This is a genomic window from Bacillus sp. E214, from assembly GCF_008087365.1.
Lineage (GTDB): Bacteria > Bacillota > Bacilli > Bacillales > Pradoshiaceae > Pradoshia.
On the sequence record NZ_VENN01000003.1, the window covers coordinates 249,988 to 267,967 of the forward strand.

A 17,980-nucleotide genomic window follows, 5' to 3' on the forward strand; every position below is an offset into this window, starting at 1 on the left:
TATAATGGAGAAATTACTTGAAGTAAAAAATTTGCATGTCTCCTTCGATACCTATGGTGGTGAGGTTAAAGCTGTACGTGGAGTTAGTTTTGACTTGTTCAAAGGAGAAACATTGGCAATTGTTGGAGAATCCGGTTCCGGAAAATCCGTTACAACAAAGGCATTAATGAGATTAATTCCGAATCCTCCAGGACGTATAAAAGAGGGACAAATACTTTTTGGAGAAAATCGTGACCTTGTTAAAATGACTGAAAGAGAAATGCAACGAATTCGCGGTAAAGAAATGTCAATGATATTCCAGGATCCGATGACTTCTTTAAACCCAACCATGAAAGTCGGTAAGCAAATTATGGAAGGGTTAATCAAGCATCAAAATTTAAGCAAAGCAGCCGCCCGTGAGCGAGCTATCGAGCTTTTAAGATTAGTAGGGATTGCCCAGCCTGAAATTCGTATGAACCAATATCCTCACCAATTCTCAGGCGGAATGAGACAGCGTGTAGTTGTAGCGATTGCTCTTTCATGTAATCCAAAAGTGCTGATTGCAGACGAACCAACAACAGCCTTGGATGTTACCATTCAGGCCCAAATACTAGAATTAATGAAGGATTTACAAAATAAAATTGATACATCCATTATCTTTATTACACATGATTTAGGAGTTGTTGCGAACGTAGCTGATCGTGTAGCGGTTATGTACGGAGGACAAATTGTTGAGACTGGAACGGTAGATGAAATTTTCTATGATCCGCGCCATCCGTATACATGGGGGCTATTATCCTCAATGCCTAGCCTAGATAATAGTGGGGATGTTGAGCTTACAGCGATTCCTGGTACTCCTCCGGATTTGATTCATCCACCGAAGGGGTGTCCATTTGCACCAAGGAATCCCTATGCTTTAGCAATTGATTATGAAAAGGAACCGCCTATGTTCCAGATTTCAGATACTCATTTTGCAAAAACTTGGCTCCTACATCCTGATGCACCAAAAGTAAATCCACCGGAGATAGTCCAACAGCGTATTCGCCATATGGCCTCCAATTTTGAAAAACCTGTACAAGTAGGAGGGGTTAACTAATATGGCTACAAAAGAAAAAATTATCGAAGTCAAAGGACTTAAACAATATTTTAATGTTGGTAAACCGAATATGGTTAAAGCGGTGGACGATGTATCTTTTGAAATCTATAAAGGTGAAACATTCGGTCTGGTGGGAGAATCTGGATGTGGCAAATCTACAACAGGGCGATCCATTATCCGTTTATATGATTTGAGTGGCGGAGAAGTCATTTTTAAAGGGAAAGAAGTCCATGGCAGAAAATCAGGTAAGGATCTAAAGCAATTTAACCGAGGTATGCAAATGATCTTTCAGGATCCTTATGCTTCATTAAATCCTCGTATGACTGTGGGCGATATTATTGCTGAAGGCATTGATATACACGGATTAGCGAAAAATAAGGAAGAACGTATGAAACGCGTATACGATCTTCTTGAAACGGTTGGACTTAACCGTGAGCATGCGAGTCGTTATCCGCATGAATTCTCTGGTGGTCAGCGTCAAAGGATTGGGATTGCCCGAGCACTCGCAGTGGATCCTGAATTTATTATTGCCGATGAGCCAATCTCAGCGCTTGATGTTTCCATTCAGGCACAGGTTGTTAACCTTCTGAAAAAGCTTCAAAAAGAAAAAGGGTTAACATATTTGTTCATCGCGCATGACTTGTCAATGGTGAAATACATCAGTGACCGTATTGGTGTTATGTATTATGGTAAATTGGTAGAAGTTGCAGACAGTGAAGATCTATATAAAAACCCAATGCATCCATATACACAATCTCTTCTTTCTGCGATTCCTCTGCCGGATCCGGAAAGTGAACGCACGCGCAGAAGAAAACCGTATAATCCGGACGTTCATGGTTATGATGAAAATGAACAACTAGAAATGCGTGAGATTGCACCAGGACATCATGTATTGTGTTCATTAAATGAATTTGAGCAATATAAAAAAACATATATCAAAAAAAATTAGTATGAACCGTTTGTGGTTCACGAGTCTTATTTGGAATATGTAGCAAAAAGGTTATCCTTCTGTGGATAGCCTTTTTGATGTATTTTTGGAAAAAGAGGGAAGTGAGATGTTTTTTCATATTTATAGGAGGTATAATAATAGTGACATGAAGGAGTGATGTGGGGGATGAAATTGGTTAAAAAAATGGCAGTGTTAATGTCAATCCTAATGATAGGGACACTGTTTACAGAGGTATCATATGCTGCTACAGAGGCTGAAAAAGAGTTTTTACTACATAGTGGACAGAGTATTGTTCTAGAAAACAAGGAACTTCCTGATGGGATGCAACGATTTATAAAAGAATCGAAATATTCATTTACATATCCTGATGCAGTAAGAGGCATCTATGTGACAGGAAATTCTGCAGGGGGCAGTAAATATAAAGAACTGGCAAAATTAGTGGATACAACAGATTTGAATGCGATGGTTATTGATATAAAAGATGACTTCGGTAAATTAACCTATAAACCCGATGCATCTAAGCCATATGCTGAAGCTGGAACAAATCTAATTAAAGATCCAGATAAATTATTAAAGGATATGGAAAAAAGAGAAATCTATCCGATTGCCAGAGTGACGGTTTTTAAGGATAGTTATTTGGCAAATAAAAAACCTGAATGGTCATTTTTAGATGGAAAAGAAGTATGGAAAAATGGCAGAGGAGAATCATTTGTTAACCCATTTGTAAAAGATGTATGGGAATATAACGTTGAGATTGCAAAAGAAGCAGCTGAAATGGGTTTTCAGGAAATTCAATTTGATTATGTTCGCTTTCCCGAAGGATTTGAGAATCGCGATAAAGAATTGAAATACTCAGTGGGTAATTACGGAGATAAAGCTGTAGATAATGTTCAGCATCGAGTAAATGCTGTTACAGACTTTGTAGAGTATGCTAAGAGTGAATTAGAGCCATATGGAGTAAAGGTATCAGTTGATATTTTTGGCTACTCTGCTACTCTTCCAGAAGCGCCTGGGATAGGACAAAACTTCTCTAAGATATCTGAGCATGTTGATGTCATTTCTTCTATGATCTATCCGAGTCATTGGACATCCTATTTTGGAATTGCCAAGCCAGATTTAGAACCATATAAACTTGTAAAAGAATACGCAAAACTAGAGAATAAAAAATTGAGCAGTTTAGAGAGTCCGCCAATCTCCAGGCCTTGGATTCAGGATTTTACGGCACCATGGCTAGGTAAAGGAAATTATAAGCAATACGGAAAAAAAGAAGTAGAAGATCAAATTAGAGCGTTAAAAGAAGAAGGAATCAATGAGTATTTATTATGGAACTCAGGAAACCGTTATACCTCCGGAGTAGACTATAAACAATAATAAAATCATATAAGCTGAAACAAAGGATTGGCTAAAAAAAGCCAATCCTTTTCTTTAGCTTATTTCATACTCCAATCGGGTGAGAATTTTTATTAGTAATGTATAATTTGGGGAATTTTATCAACAGGTTCTTAAGAAGTAGAATACTGGCTGCATCCGCCATTTATAATAATGTTTAAAGCCAGTGATGATTATGAAGTTTATTTCGCTACGCGAATACAGCTCTGTTAGGAAGGTTAAGAAATTGAAAAGGTTATTTGTTTTTCTTGCCGCCAACCTTATTAAATCCGGTTGTTGATCTGTTCGTTTGTATCACAAACTCAGAACGCTTGTGCCTGCCGAAAATCAGATTTCCAATACCATTTGTTAATGGACCCATAAAAGCAGTTAGACCAATAATTAAAAAGGATACCAATATAAAATCAAGGATATATTCGCTCATTCGTTCCTCCTTTTATATTTCGACTGTGTAAATTTCTTTACATTTTTATTGTAATAGATTAAGAAGTGGGAGAAAAGGGAAAAGGTAACTTGGTTGCTAAATTTTATACATTTAATAAAATATATCACTTTAGAAGATAGAAAAAATCATACGAATAGGCAGGATGCTTGTTCTAAACTATTAATCCATGAGATAGGTAACACCTATCATTTAACAACCTATAAGAATATGTATGAATGTAAAATCAAAATTACTAGATACGAACTAGATAAACAAAGGAGCAGATACATCAGATGAGTTGGTATAAAAGATTGCGTGAATATTTTCCGGAAGAGGAAATGAAATCAGAAGAACATATAAACATGCTGTTAAATCATGGCCAAAAGGACTACTTCCTTGATAATGGGAAAAATCATATTTTATTATATGCAGAGAAAGAGAACTTTATCTTTGTTGATTACTTATATGTGATGGGTAATGCAAGAGGAAATGGTACAGGAAAAAAGGTTTTGGACAAACTGAAATTGAAGGGAAAACCAATCTTTTTAGAAGTAGAGCCGATAAATGAGTCGGAAGAGGATTCAGAGAAAAGATTACGATTTTATAAACGAGAGGGTTTTAAGCATGCGAATACCGTCTCCTATGTTAAAAATTCACTCGCTACAAATAAAGATGTAGAATTGGAGATTCTTTATTGGAGTCCGGAAGCAGATAAGCATATGGATCAAGAGGTATTAGATGGAATGAAAGAAATCTATCGTGATTTGCATACTTATAAGGATGAAGAATTATATGGAGGGAAATACCGGCCAACTGAGAAAGCCTTGAAAATAAAAGAAAATAAATCTGATATTTTAGATGAAATAACAAGCTGAAGATTTAACTTCAGCTTGTTTTCTTTTTACCTCAAATGTTTAACGGCTTCGCTCTAGGGTATATAAATAATAGAAATTATTTAAAAAAAGAGACACAGGCCAAATGAAATAGGGCAAAGGAATGGAGTAATATAACAATTATTTCAATAATATGATAGTAAGGTTAATGTTTAGTAAACCCGGAAACATTTTCTAAAAAATCTCTACACATTCCATTATTAATCATGTATAATAATTTTATATGTTCCTTAATTATAATTATTTTAATTTAGATAGTATCATAAGCATTGTGAAATGTTAAATATATAGCTCTAACGGGATAAGGGAACTTAAAGAATAGGGAGAGTGACAGGGAATGGTTACACTTTACACATCACCTAGCTGTACGTCATGTAGAAAAGCAAAAGCTTGGTTAGAAGAACATGATATTCCATATAAAGAACGTAATATTTTTTCTGAATCATTAAGTCTTGATGAAATAAAAGAGATTTTACGTATGACTGAAGATGGTACCGATGAAATCATTTCAACACGCTCGAAAACTTTTCAAAAGTTAAATGTAAATCTTGATAATTTACCTTTACAGGAATTGTTTAATATCATCCAACAGAATCCCGGATTATTAAGAAGACCAATTATCATTGATGAAAAACGTCTGCAAGTTGGTTACAACGAAGATGAAATCAGACGATTTTTACCTCGTAAAGTAAGAACATTTCAACTTCGAGAAGCACAGCGCTTAGTTAATTAATTTTTATATTGTTCATAAACCCCCTTCCTGGACAGCGAAGGGGGTTTTGGTGTATCTTAAATTATTAGACATAATTATTTTATGAAATATAGGCTTTTTGTTTCCCACTATTTACTATTTATCATAAAATATAACTACCACCTGCTTTATAAAAAGAACATCCATGATTAACATTTTTAAAAACAGGGAAAAGATATAACAACCTAGTTTGGGGGTATATCCCTTCAATTACCTCAAACCAGAAGGGAGAGAGTGAATCATGGAAATCGAACGTATTAATGAGAATACTGTAAAATTCTACATTTCATATGGGGATATTGAAAAGCGAGGCTTCGATCGAGAAGAGATCTGGTATAATCGTGATCGAAGTGAGGAACTTTTCTGGGAAATGATGGATGAAGTGCATGAAGAAGAGGATTTTACTGTTGAAGGCCCACTTTGGATTCAAATCCAAGCACTTGAAAAAGGGTTGGAGATTTTAGTTACTCGAGCGCATCTATCCAAGGATGGCCATAAATTCGATTTGCCAATTGATGATCCCGCCAATTCCGTTGATGTGAAGATAGAGTCTATGCTTGAAGAGCATTTTCAAACTAACCAAGCAATAGATGAGCAAATAACAGAGGATGATACATTGGAATTTGTCCTTTCATTTAAAGACTTTGAAGATGTCATTGCATTAAGTAAAACGAACGGAATTCAAGGAGTTGTGACCAAGTTATACTCCTTTGAAAATATATATTATTTGTATGTAGAATTTCCAGATGGAGAGTTTGTGGAAGAAGAGATTGATAATAAGCTATCAATTATACTTGAATATGCTGATGAATCTCCTGTTACAATCCATCGTCTTGAAGAATATGGAAAAGTCATTATACCTAAAGATGTATTCTCGACTGTAAGCCAATACTTTTCTTAATACTCATTAATTGAAAGCTGATTTCCACTTGGAAGTCGGCTTTTTAGTTCTTAAATTGGTCTGGAATCACCACATTGAGGACCCCCTATTTAGAAAGTGTGATTGAAAAACTAATCGAGGGTTTGCGTCATTCAGACCATATTGGGGTATAGATAATGAAAGTTTTCAATGAAAAATGGATAAGGTGAGGATTATGAAGAATTTTATTAATGTTCTTTTATTTATCGCAATTTTAGGGATTGTGGGATTTATATATCAGAAAAATTTCGATGGGGATTATATTCAATATGGAAGTATATTATTTACAATAACTGTTGTTTTTATTGGATTTATTATATTCCTGGAAAATCGTCATCCTGCACAGACACTAGCATGGTTAATCGTTTTGGGTGCTTTTCCGGTAGTTGGATTCTTGTTTTATTTGTTATTTGGAAGGAATTTTAGAAAAGAAAAGATATTTAAGAAAAAATATTTTTTAGATAAGCAAAAGTATATGGATATTACAGGGGAAAGTGAGAAAAGATTATTAAGATTAGATAATGAGAATCATGATTATAGCCAATTGTTTAATCTAGCTGATCAGATTGCCAACACCCCTATCTCTTTATCTACGGAGACTAAAGTTCTTACAAATGGAAAAGAAACATTTAATTCTATTAAAGAAGCTTTATTGCAAGCAAAACATCACATACATATGGAATATTATATTGTTCGCCATGATACCTTGGGGAATGAAATTAAAGACATACTTATTAATAAAGCGAAAAACGGGGTGAAAGTTAGATTTCTTTATGATGCAGTCGGATCATGGACTCTTTCAGGGGAATATATTAAGGAAATGAGAAAATGGGGGATTGAGGTAGTGGCGTTTGGCCCTGTTAAGCTCCCCTTTTTAAATAATAAATTTAACTTTAGAAACCATCGAAAAATTGTTGTAGTGGACGGAGATATTGGCTTTGTTGGTGGTTTAAATATCGGTAATGAATATTTGGGTAAAGATGAGAACTTTGGATTTTGGCGTGATACCCATTTGAGGTTAAATGGAGAAGGAGTCCGCAGTTTACAATTAATCTTTTTGCAGGATTGGTATTACATGACCAATCACAGTTTCTTAACAGATGAGTATCTTGCTCCTGTAACAACAGATCATGAAAAAGGGCATCATGGGGGAGTACAAATAATTGCAGGTGGGCCTGATAATGAATACAGTACCATTAAAAATATATTCTTTTCTATGATTGTTTCGGCAAAAAAATCAGTTTGGATTGCCTCCCCTTATTTTATCCCAGATGAAGACATATTTTCTGCCTTGAAAATTGCTGCTCTAAGTGGTATTGATGTTCGCTTATTAGTACCTAGTAATCCGGATAAGAGAATTGTCTTCCATGCTTCGAGGTCCTATTATCCTGATTTATTGGAGACAGGAGTTAAAGTCTATGAATATCGTGAGGGTTTCTTGCATTCAAAAATCATCATTGTAGATGGAGAACTTGCATCTATAGGTACCTCAAATATGGATATGAGAAGCTTTCACTTGAACTTTGAAGTCAATGCGTTTCTCTATAAGACCGATAGTGTACAAACATTAGTAAATGATTATCTACATGACTTATTAGTTTCGAATGAGCTGCATATTGAGGTATTTAAAGGTAGACATTTCGGTATGAGAATGATGGAATCATTATTTAGACTACTATCACCGATGCTATGATGAAAAAGCTCCGCCTAGTTGAAAAGTTCAACAGATGGACATATAGAGTTCATTTAGAATGAAGGTTTATTAAATAGATAACGAGAATTTGATAGGTATCCTATAGGAAAAGGAGCCTGTACATGCTGGTTGCAATTAATAAAGAAGATAAACAAATTCATGCCAACCAAATTATAAAGAGACACGAGGAAGAGTATCGCTGTCCTGCTTGCCGGAAACGTGTGATATACCGTTCCGGCCCGCGGACGATTCCCCATTTTGCTCATCAAACAAAGGGGAATTGCCAAGCAGCAACTGAATCTGAAACAGCAGATCATCTATCAGGGAAAAATAATTTATACCGTTGGTTAAGAAGCTGTCAGTTGGATGTTGAACTGGAGAAATATATAGCTATCATAAAGCAAAGACCTGACATTTATGTAAAGAGGAAAAATCAATATTATGCAATCGAATATCAATGTTCATCTATTCATGAAGAGTTATTTTTGAAAAGAACAAAAGGATACTTGGATGCAGATGTTGTGCCTATCTGGATTTTTCACAGCCACTTCATTAAAAGAAACGGAGTTTATCTGTGGAGGCTAAATTCACTCCTTAAATCTGCTCTTAGAAAATCTTCATCACCTTTTCTCCTCTTTCACAACCCCAAGCAAGCAAATTCCATACTGGCATTTGTGAATATTATACCTGTCTCAATAGAACAATGCTTCGGTCAGATGGTATTGTTATCTGAGGGAATGGATCTGGAAAGTATCTTATCTCCACCCAAGCAAGAAATCCCTTATTTAAACGATTGGTTTAAAAAACGTACTCTGCAACTTATGAATGAAATCCGTTTTAAAGGCTTGCAAAGTAAGCTGATTAAAGAATTATATCAGGTTGGGATATCTCCGTTTAAAATCCCTGAATTTGTTGGTGTTCCATTGTTAAGCGGCTGTATGTATGGAATGCCGGCGACTGTCTGGCAAGGATTAATCTATATCGATTTACTGAATTGCTTTAACCTGCATGGAAGAATCAGTGAAGCATGGATTCGGTCAAGATTTTTGGAAAGAATAAAGAAGAAGGATATAATTTTAAATCAATGCCCTTTAATGAGCCAGGATATATTTACCGCATTGAAAGAATATCTGAGATTCCTTGAAAAAATTGATTATTTGGAAAAAATAGATGTAAATCATTATATAATAAGAGAAGACTTCATTTTAGACGATCATTTTGAAGAGATAATCAAATTGAGGTTATTCGATTTTTATGAAGGGAATTAAAGGTATTATGAAGAACTTTATGAAAGAAGCAAATGATTGGAGGGAACTGCATGGCTGCAGATATTAAACAATTACCTGAAAGAAAAGATATACCTGTAGAAGATACTTGGAGACTGGAGGATATCTTCCCAAGCGATGAAGCATGGGAGAAGGAGTTCAAGGGCATTTTGGCTGAATTGCCAAAAGGCGATCAATATAGAGGGAAATTAGATGAGAGTGCTGATACCTTATGGCAGGCTTTGCAATTTCAGGATATGATTACTGAAAGACTTGGACGTTTATATACATATTCTCACATGAGATATGACCAGGATACCGGTAATACATTTTATCAGGGAATGGACGACCGCGCCCGGAATTTATATTCTCAGGCTGCCAGTGCTTTTTCGTATATTTTACCTGAAATCCTTGCAATTAAAGAAGAAACAATTAATCGGTTCATGCAAGAGAAAAAGGAGCTTTCCTTATATGAACAAACTTTAAAAGAGATCAATCTGCAAAGACCCCACGTTCTATCAGCAGAGGCAGAGGCTTTATTGGCTCAGGCATCAGAAGTGATGGGAACTGCATCCAATACTTTTGGCATGTTAAATAATGCCGACCTTCGTTTTCCTACAATTAAAGATGAGAACGGGGAAGAGGTTGAACTGACTCATGGAAGGTACAGCAGATTTTTGGAGAGCAGTGATCGTAGAGTTCGTGAGGAAGCCTTTAAAGCGATGTATAAGACATATGGACAGTACCGAAATACGTTCGCAAGTACATTATCCGGGACAGTGAAGAAAGATAATTTCTATGCAAAGGTACGTCATTATGATTCTGCAAGACATGCAGCTTTAAGCAATAATAATATTCCGGAAACCGTATACGAAAATCTAATCAATTCCATTCACAACAATCTGCATTTACTACACCGTTATGTGAAGCTTCGTAAAAAACTTTTAGGTGTGGATGAATTGCATATGTATGATTTATATACACCTTTAGTGAAAGACGTGAAGATGGATATTTCCTATGATGAGGCTAAAGAATATATTCTAAAAGGGCTTGAGCCTTTAGGTGAGGAATACATCAATGTATTAAAAGAAGGGTTCGAAAACCGTTGGGTAGATGTTCACGAAAATCGCGGTAAACGAAGCGGCGCATACTCCTCAGGTTCATATGGAACTAATCCATATATTCTAATGAACTGGCAGGATAATGTGAATAATCTTTTCACATTAGCTCATGAATTCGGCCATTCTGTACACAGTTTTTACACACGCAAAAATCAGCCATATCCATATGGTAATTATTCGATTTTCGTAGCTGAAGTAGCATCTACTACAAACGAAGCCCTGTTGAATGATTATTTGCTTAAAACAATAGATGATGAGAGCAAGAAAATTTATTTATTAAATCATTATCTTGAAGGTTTTAGAGGAACAGTATTCCGTCAGACGATGTTTGCGGAGTATGAACACATTATTCATAAGATGGCACAGGATGGAGAAGCTCTGACTGCTGAAAGCCTAACACAAAAATATTATGAGCTTAATAAAAAATACTTTGGTGATGATATTGTTATTGATGAGGAGATTGGTTTGGAATGGTCAAGAATCCCTCATTTCTACTACAATTATTATGTATACCAATATGCAACTGGATTCAGTGCAGCAGCAGCGTTAAGTAAACAGATTTTAGAGGAAGGGCAGCCGGCTGTTACGCGCTATATTGAATTCCTAAAAGCAGGCTCAAGTGATTTCCCAATTGAGGTTCTTAAAAAAGCAGGTGTAGACATGACTTCACCGAATCCGGTTGAAGAAGCTTGTAAAGTTTTTGAGGATAAATTAAATGAGCTGGAAGCTCTTTTAGATAAATAAAAATAATTCGAGGATTTTTTAAACCACCCCTTAGAAGTTAGACACCAATTTAACTTTTAAGGGGCGGTTTTTTTAAAATGGAATTAAATGCTGAAATTAAACTTAATGATTCCAGTACTAGTAACTCTAGAGGAGGGAAATAACCCTTGGAGGAAAAAGTTTTACACAATCCAAAAATTGAGGATCTTAGTGAAATTAAATTAGTAGGTTTTCGAGTTTTATGCGATGGCGAACAATATCTAAATGAAATTCCAAAAGCAGCACAACTTCTTAATGAACGTATGAATGAAATTCAACAGGTTACCAATTCATCTGTACAATAGGGGCATTTGTTGTTGATAACTATTCAGAAACTGAAGATGGTTATTGGATATGTGTTCAAGTTAACGAGTACGAGGATATACCGGATGATATGGTTTGCTTAACGATTCCGCCTCAAAGATATGCTGTAGGCAAACATAATGGAGCTAATTATAGTATTAGAGATACATATGCAAGATTACACGCTTGGATTGAAAAAAACGGATATGAAAGACAATTAGATAAATGGCATTTAGAGAGGTATCATAGTTGGAATAATAAAGATAATCTAATTATTGAGTTATTGGATACTATTACAGAATCTTAAACTCTAAAAGTAAGTGCAGGCCAATCAAGAGAACTCGCCAATTTTCTGCGAGCTCTCACTTTAATTTATAACTATAACCGGTAGTTTTAGGCCAACTTAAGGCTTTTAGAATCCCTTGAATTTTTTTTGATAACCAAGACTATAGATAAAGATGAAAAAAGAGAGAAACAAAATAGGTGACGATACATAGAGAGGAATGATCCGCATAATCCCAAACAGCTGCAGGGGAATAGAAAATAAAACTAATAGGATTAAACTGCAAATATAAATTTTTTTCATAGAAATCATCCTTTATTACATAAGATAATTTGTACTGATTTCTAAAGAATATGGCAGAGGATAACCAAGTATGCAGTAAAAATGTCAGAAATGTGAATTAATGAACAAAGTGCTTGCATATGTGAAGAGAATTTGTTATATTACTATTGTGAAGTTGATCACTAGCAAACATTTACCCCTTTGTTTGACCGTGAAAAATTTCTCCCATCCCCTTTGTTCGTATGAAGAATAAGACTCTGTCCGATTACAGAGTCTTATTCTTATTTATACGGAAAAATATTCTAGGATAATAATTATAATGACGGTTTTTAATCGTTTTCTGCATATCTCCAATACGTTATGTTGGATGATGGTATCCTCTCAACCGTACGCTTCAAGAGTAATTTTTTCATTTCCCTTTCAACTTCTTGCTTATCCATTCGGTAAATAAATGTAATCTCATGAGTATTAATAATTTGAAAATCCTTAATACAGTCCTCTAAAGAGGGGAGTGATTGTGCTTTAGGCGGAAATCCTAACATCTCCTCAAGTATTTGAACATAAACTTCATAAGGGTAAGCCCCTGTTACCTTTATACCTTCATCTTCCATCTTTTGATTAAAGAAGACCAGGCTAGGCAGGTCAGTGACATCCATTTCTGATGAGATTTTTAAATCACATTGAAAAGCTTTTATGGCACTTTCTGAATTGATATCACGTGAAAACTCATCACAATCTATCTTGGCTTTATGAGCGCAGGCTAACAATGTATGCCAATTAGATACACTTTTTTGATCAAGAAATAAAGCCTCCTGAATTTTCTTAAAAAAACGATATCCAGCCTTCTTTCCTTGCATTTCTGCAGCTTTAATCGCGATAGGGGTGATATATAACGAGCTTTCAGGATTGTTGATCCAGATATTATCATCACAGGAAATACCCGACCTGTTTGCAGCTGAAAGGAATGATGGAAATGGGTGCTTAGCATTTGTATGCTTTCTTTCCACTTTTTTGCTAAACACATACTTTAAAGCAAAGTAATGTCCATATTCTAATTTCAGTCGTTTTATAATTCGTTCCAGCTCAAAGCAAATTGAACAAGTAGGATCTATAAATAAATAGATTTCTAATGGTTTTTCCAACGGTTTAAAATATTGATGGACAGACAGCCAATCCTGCCATTTTGGAATTGAAGAGTCATGCTTATTCATAACTATCACCTTTTTGCTGGATATCGTTTGTATTTATCATATGCTCAGCTGTTATGGTAAGTCTGCCCAGCAGATACTCTCTTAAAGGAGAATCTAACTGAATACTATCCATAGCCTTCTCCATACAGCTCAGCCAGGCTTTTGCACGCATAGGTGTAATTTCAAAAGCAAGATGTCTTGCTCTCAGCATGGGATGACCATGTTCCTTAGTATACAAAGAAGGTCCACCAAGAAACTGAGTAAGAAATTGTTTCTGTTTACGAGCTGTCTCTGTAAGATCATCTGGAAAAATAGGAGCTAGCAGCGGATGCGAACCCACATGATCATAAAATGCATCTATTAATTCAGATAACCGCTCTTTCCCTAATGCATCATATGGAGTTGGATTTTCTGCCATACATTATTCTCCCTCCATGAGTTGATAAGAATAATTTTAACAAGCAAGACTTGAATTATCCAATATACTGCTTTTTTTCCTGATTTTATAAGATTTTGAAGGGTAGATGCTAGCAGAGAAGCTTAGTAGAAGGTTATTGATAGTTCTTCAATTTGCATATATAAGGGGAAATAAAAAACTGTTCATTTTATGAACAGTTTTGCAGGTTTGGTTATTTTATGCGTAATAGGAAGTCATGACTTTATTTACATAGTTTTGCGTTTCTTTAAAAGGCGGTACACCACCGTATTTATCAACATTTCCTGGACCTGCATTATAAGAAGCTAAGGTCAATTCGATATTTCCATTATATTTAGTCATCATGGATTTAAGATACTTGGTTCCACCCATAATATTATCATAGGGGTCCATGATATTGTTTACGCCAAGAGATGAAGCCGTTTTGGGCATTAGCTGCATTAAGCCTGATGCCCCGGCTGAGCTAATGGCATTTGAATTATAGCCGCTTTCCTGCTGTATGACGGATCTGATTAATTTTTCAGGGACGTGATATTTATTGGAAGCTTCTTTTATAATGTCATCGTATTCTGTATTCTGATTCATAATTGCTGTACCAGTAGTTGATTGATTAGTAATTGGGACTGGATTGTACGCAATGGACGGAGAAGACGGAATGCTGCTGTTGATTATAGTAGCCAATGTACCTAATCCCGGATTGGCAGCAAGTGCATTATTCGTAGGATGGCTGACGGATGAAAGAACTTCATTCAGCAGAGCCTGAAATAAATTGGCAGAAGAAGGTGCCTGAGTTACAGAATTACTATCTGTTGGCCTCAGGGATCCGAGAGCTTGAAGCTGAATAATCGTATTGATGTCTCCTACGTTCATTATGTTCACTCCTTAGTAAGGTATAGTATCATTTGATTATAAAAACGTTGAACTTTATTTTCAGTTGGACGAACCGGAATGCCAGATTCTGATAAAAGCAGGTCAAATTCTTTCTTTCCTTGATCAAAGTTGTCCACTTCAAATTCTACCTCATAATCCTCTATTTGGAAATAGGAGCTATTATCTAAAACGAGCAAGCCGCTCTTATAAGGAAGCTCAACCCGTTTCGTTGTCAAGGTACCAAAATAACGAATTTCTTGTGGGTTGATTTTTAGATTTTTAATTCTTTCAGAGATTTTGCTATCAGGGATACCACCATCTTTTATGATTTTATTAGCTGTATCAGGGTCTATATCCCAGTTGGTTTCCAATAAGCCTTTTTGATTTTCAAGAGGCTGTTTAAGGGTCATCTCATAGGATGAATTTTTTTCACGTATACGTAAAGCTGAGGTATATTTTTTTAAGTCAAATGTAACTGTGTCAAAGTAATGATTTTTTTGTACTGTAAAATGTTCTGGCTTTATTTTAAAACGTTGCATGAGGTGGTTAAATTCCTCAAATGTCAGCAAATTTTTGAATTCAATTTCGATTTGTTCGCTCATATGTACATTCCTCCATGATAAACTTATGTATAACTATTATGACTTTTTGAATAGATAACATCAATCTTAGATATCCGTATAATCTTTGTGTTAAAATGGGTTTGAGCAATTTAGGGTAATAATTAGTACTAAATGTATTCATTAGCATGGTTGAATAAAGACGATTAATTCATAAAATACATACTAATTACATGATAATGTCTTCGATTCTGAGTTTTCCCTTGCTCTCAATAACAAGAATATTGAAAAGTATTTCAGGTGGTGGAATCCATGAGTAGAAAATGGGATGAATTTTTAGCCCCCTATAAACAGGCGGTTGATGAGTTAAAGATCAAATTAAGGGGTATAAGAACCCAATGTGACTTAGAAAAAGAACATTCACCAATTGAGTTTGTTACAGGTCGCGTTAAACCGATCGCAAGTATCCTGGATAAGGCTTACCAAAAGCAAATTCCTGAGGAAAGACTTGAACTGGAATTACAGGATATAGCCGGTCTTCGAATTATGTGCCAATTTGTGGATGATATAAAACAGGTAGTTATGCTGTTACGACAAAGAACTGACTTTGTAATTATTGAAGAAAGAGACTATATTACAAATAAAAAAGCAAGTGGATACCGTTCGTATCATGTAGTTATTGAATATCCGGTTCAAACGATTCACGGAGAGAAAAAAATATTAGCGGAAATACAAATTCGTACCCTTGCCATGAATTTCTGGGCTACGATAGAGCATTCACTTAATTATAAGTATAACGGACAGTTCCCGGAAACATTACGCAATCGCTTAGAGAGATTAGCTGAAGCAGCTTTCCATATGGATGAAGAAATGACACAGATCAAAATGGAAATCCAGGAAGCGCAGCAATATGTCTTTAAGAAGAGGGGGAAATAACACTTTACAGGTGGGGATTATGATGAAATATGCAGTTACGTCTAAAGGAGATACCAAATCCAATCATTTTATGGAGCAAGTGAAGGATCAATTGGATAGTCTGGGTGTTATTTATGATGAGGATCAACCTGATGTTGTTATATCTGTCGGCGGTGATGGAACATTGTTATATGCCTTTCATCGTTATAGCTCACGTCTTGATAAAACAGCATTTATAGGTGTACATACGGGTCATTTAGGTTTTTACGCTGACTGGAGACCTGAAGAGATTACAAAGCTAGCTAATGCTATAGCTAAGACGCCTTACCAAACTGTTGAGTACCCACTGCTGGAGGTTACTGTTCGATACAGTCACGGTGGCAGAGAGTCAAAATATTTAGCCTTGAATGAATCAACTGTTAAAAGTGTGGGGAGCACATTGGTGATGGACGTAGAAATTAGAGGGCAATCCTTTGAGAGGTTTAGAGGAGATGGTTTGTGCGTATCTACTCCTTCAGGCAGTACTGCTTATAATAAAGCCCTTGGTGGTGCTATTATTCATCCTTCCATCCCTGCTGTGCAATTGACGGAAATGGCTTCAATCAATAATAGAGTGTTCCGTACAATTGGATCTCCTCTAATACTGCCAGGTCATCATACCTGTATGATGAAACCAGTAACAAATGATGATTTTCAAATTACAATTGACCATTTAAGTCTTTTGCATAAAGAGGTAAAATCGATTCAATTCAGAGTGGCAGATGAACGAATTCGTTTTGCTCGTTTTAGACCTTTCCCATTTTGGAAAAGAGTTCGTGATTCTTTTGTTACAGAATAAAAAGAAAGTTATAGTAGGTGACCTAAAAGAATGCAATTGTCTTTTGGTCACCTTTTTTACTGAATAAATAATCCTTTAGCTTAAAAAGCTATAAATATGAATAATGAAAAGGAAGGTCTCCATGGTGAAGCCATTTACATTAGAGTGGACAGTAGAAAATCAGGAAAGCAATAAAGTTTTGAGAGAATATTTGGCGGATAAAAAAATATCAAAATCAGCGTTGGCAGATATTAAATTTAAGGGTGGTTATATTTTTGTTAATCAGCAAGAAGTGACGGTGCGATACATATTAAAAACTGGTGATCAGGTTACCGTAATCTTCCCGAAAGAGGTGGGAAGTGAGCAGCTGATAGGTGAGAAGATACCTCTTTCTATTATCTATGAGGATAACTATGTAATGGTCGTCGAAAAACCGGCCGGCATGTCTACAATTCCATCTAGAGAGCATCCAGCCGGTAGCTTAGCCAATGCAATCATTGGCCATTATGAACAAATTGGCCATTCAGCGACCGTTCATATTGTCACAAGATTGGACCGGGATACGTCTGGCTTGGTCTTAATAGCCAAGCATCGCCATATACACCATTTATTAAGTTTGTCTAAATCTATAAAAACGGTGGAGAGAAAATATAAAGCAATCGTCACCGGTGTGATTACACCCTTGGCTGGAACAGTGGAAGAACCTATTGGCCGTATGGATACCAGCATTATTAAACGTGAGGTACGGGAAGATGGCCAATATGCATGCACGGAATATAAAACGCTGCAATTATTTGAACGGTATTCACTTGTGGAATTAAAGCTGCAAACCGGAAGAACGCATCAAATACGAGTACATATGGCACATTTGGGGCATCCGCTAATAGGTGATGATTTATATGGGGAAAGCAGACAACTGATTAAGCGGCAGGCATTACATTGTTATTCGTTGAAATTTCTTCATCCAATAACGGGGAAAGAACTTTCGTTTGAGAGTGAATTACCAGAAGATATGATGCAATTAATATAGGGCTTATGAGTATTTGAGCAGATATATCTATTTTTAAAATAAATAAACTGAGG

The 17,980-nt window shown here is 35.7% G+C and carries 19 protein-coding genes; 14 read left to right on the top strand and 5 right to left on the bottom strand.

Translation table 11 applies throughout. From position 1 onward, the window contains the following. The first annotated feature begins 4 nt into the window (after positions 1 to 4). From FHY47_RS13745 to FHY47_RS13755, 3 genes are all read left to right on the top strand, one after another. Positions 5 to 1,075, top strand: a complete 1,071-nt coding sequence (locus FHY47_RS13745; RefSeq protein WP_139891429.1) for an ABC transporter ATP-binding protein — start codon at positions 5 to 7, stop codon at positions 1,073 to 1,075. 1 nt (position 1,076) lies between these two features. Next, positions 1,077 to 2,024 carry an ABC transporter ATP-binding protein gene (locus FHY47_RS13750; RefSeq protein ID WP_066101457.1) on the top strand — a complete coding sequence of 316 codons (948 nt, stop codon included), beginning with the start codon at positions 1,077 to 1,079 and terminating at the stop codon, positions 2,022 to 2,024. Positions 2,025 to 2,207: 183 nt separating this feature from the next. Next, on the top strand, positions 2,208 to 3,395 hold the full coding sequence (locus tag FHY47_RS13755) for a putative glycoside hydrolase (protein ID WP_373925466.1): 1,188 nt from the start codon (positions 2,208 to 2,210) through the stop codon (positions 3,393 to 3,395). 253 nt (positions 3,396 to 3,648) lie between these two features. Here the strand turns inward: FHY47_RS13755 and FHY47_RS13760 are convergent, their stop codons facing one another. Continuing rightward, on the bottom strand, positions 3,649 to 3,837 hold the full coding sequence (locus FHY47_RS13760; protein WP_066101454.1) for a hypothetical protein: 189 nt from the start codon (positions 3,835 to 3,837) through the stop codon (positions 3,649 to 3,651). Positions 3,838 to 4,130: 293 nt separating this feature from the next. Between FHY47_RS13760 and FHY47_RS13765 the strand changes: the two genes are divergently transcribed. From FHY47_RS13765 to FHY47_RS19315, 8 genes are all read left to right on the top strand, one after another. Beyond that, positions 4,131 to 4,712: a GNAT family N-acetyltransferase gene (locus FHY47_RS13765; RefSeq protein ID WP_139891428.1), complete on the top strand. Its 582-nt coding sequence runs from the start codon at positions 4,131 to 4,133 to the stop codon at positions 4,710 to 4,712. A gap of 355 nt (positions 4,713 to 5,067) precedes the next feature. Further along, on the top strand, positions 5,068 to 5,463 hold the full coding sequence (gene spxA / locus FHY47_RS13770; RefSeq protein ID WP_066101447.1) for a transcriptional regulator SpxA: 396 nt from the start codon (positions 5,068 to 5,070) through the stop codon (positions 5,461 to 5,463). A 259-nt stretch (positions 5,464 to 5,722) separates the two neighbouring features. After that, positions 5,723 to 6,382, top strand: coding sequence for an adaptor protein MecA (mecA, locus tag FHY47_RS13775; protein ID WP_066101444.1), 660 nt, complete (start codon positions 5,723 to 5,725; stop codon positions 6,380 to 6,382). Between the two features lie 193 nt (positions 6,383 to 6,575). Continuing rightward, positions 6,576 to 8,093, top strand: coding sequence for a cardiolipin synthase (cls, locus tag FHY47_RS13780; protein ID WP_066101441.1), 1,518 nt, complete (start codon positions 6,576 to 6,578; stop codon positions 8,091 to 8,093). 122 nt (positions 8,094 to 8,215) lie between these two features. Continuing rightward, positions 8,216 to 9,361, top strand: coding sequence for a competence protein CoiA (locus tag FHY47_RS13785; protein WP_066101438.1), 1,146 nt, complete (start codon positions 8,216 to 8,218; stop codon positions 9,359 to 9,361). 50 nt (positions 9,362 to 9,411) lie between these two features. Then, positions 9,412 to 11,223 carry an oligoendopeptidase F gene (gene pepF, locus FHY47_RS13790; RefSeq protein ID WP_066101435.1) on the top strand — a complete coding sequence of 604 codons (1,812 nt, stop codon included), beginning with the start codon at positions 9,412 to 9,414 and terminating at the stop codon, positions 11,221 to 11,223. Positions 11,224 to 11,369: 146 nt separating this feature from the next. Then, entirely contained in the window at positions 11,370 to 11,546 is a 177-nt protein-coding gene (locus tag FHY47_RS19310; protein WP_262366018.1) for a hypothetical protein, read from the top strand. Positions 11,547 to 11,623: 77 nt separating this feature from the next. Next, complete coding sequence (locus FHY47_RS19315; protein ID WP_262366022.1) at positions 11,624 to 11,851, top strand: GyrI-like domain-containing protein; 228 nt, start codon at positions 11,624 to 11,626, stop codon at positions 11,849 to 11,851. A 587-nt stretch (positions 11,852 to 12,438) separates the two neighbouring features. Here FHY47_RS19315 and FHY47_RS13800 read toward each other — a convergent pair. The 4 genes from FHY47_RS13800 to FHY47_RS13815 form a co-directional block, all read right to left on the bottom strand. Next, complete coding sequence (locus FHY47_RS13800; RefSeq protein WP_066101430.1) at positions 12,439 to 13,320, bottom strand: ClpXP adapter SpxH family protein; 882 nt, start codon at positions 13,318 to 13,320, stop codon at positions 12,439 to 12,441. Next, positions 13,313 to 13,717, bottom strand: a complete 405-nt coding sequence (locus tag FHY47_RS13805; RefSeq protein ID WP_148630888.1) for a globin domain-containing protein — start codon at positions 13,715 to 13,717, stop codon at positions 13,313 to 13,315. The genes FHY47_RS13800 and FHY47_RS13805 overlap by 8 nt, the downstream gene beginning before the upstream one ends. A gap of 216 nt (positions 13,718 to 13,933) precedes the next feature. Next, positions 13,934 to 14,605, bottom strand: coding sequence for a lytic transglycosylase domain-containing protein (locus FHY47_RS13810; RefSeq protein ID WP_066101424.1), 672 nt, complete (start codon positions 14,603 to 14,605; stop codon positions 13,934 to 13,936). Between the two features lie 5 nt (positions 14,606 to 14,610). Next, positions 14,611 to 15,207, bottom strand: coding sequence for a CYTH domain-containing protein (locus FHY47_RS13815; protein WP_066101421.1), 597 nt, complete (start codon positions 15,205 to 15,207; stop codon positions 14,611 to 14,613). Positions 15,208 to 15,477: 270 nt separating this feature from the next. Here FHY47_RS13815 and yjbM point away from each other — a divergent pair, with 270 nt between their 5' ends. From yjbM to FHY47_RS13830, 3 genes are all read left to right on the top strand, one after another. Next, positions 15,478 to 16,101 (top strand): GTP diphosphokinase, encoded by a 624-nt coding sequence (gene yjbM / locus FHY47_RS13820; RefSeq protein ID WP_066101419.1) that lies wholly within the window; start codon positions 15,478 to 15,480, stop codon positions 16,099 to 16,101. 22 nt (positions 16,102 to 16,123) lie between these two features. After that, positions 16,124 to 16,918: an NAD kinase gene (locus FHY47_RS13825; protein WP_066102367.1), complete on the top strand. Its 795-nt coding sequence runs from the start codon at positions 16,124 to 16,126 to the stop codon at positions 16,916 to 16,918. Between the two features lie 121 nt (positions 16,919 to 17,039). Continuing rightward, positions 17,040 to 17,927 (top strand): RluA family pseudouridine synthase, encoded by an 888-nt coding sequence (locus FHY47_RS13830; protein WP_066101416.1) that lies wholly within the window; start codon positions 17,040 to 17,042, stop codon positions 17,925 to 17,927. Positions 17,928 to 17,980 lie beyond the last annotated feature (53 nt).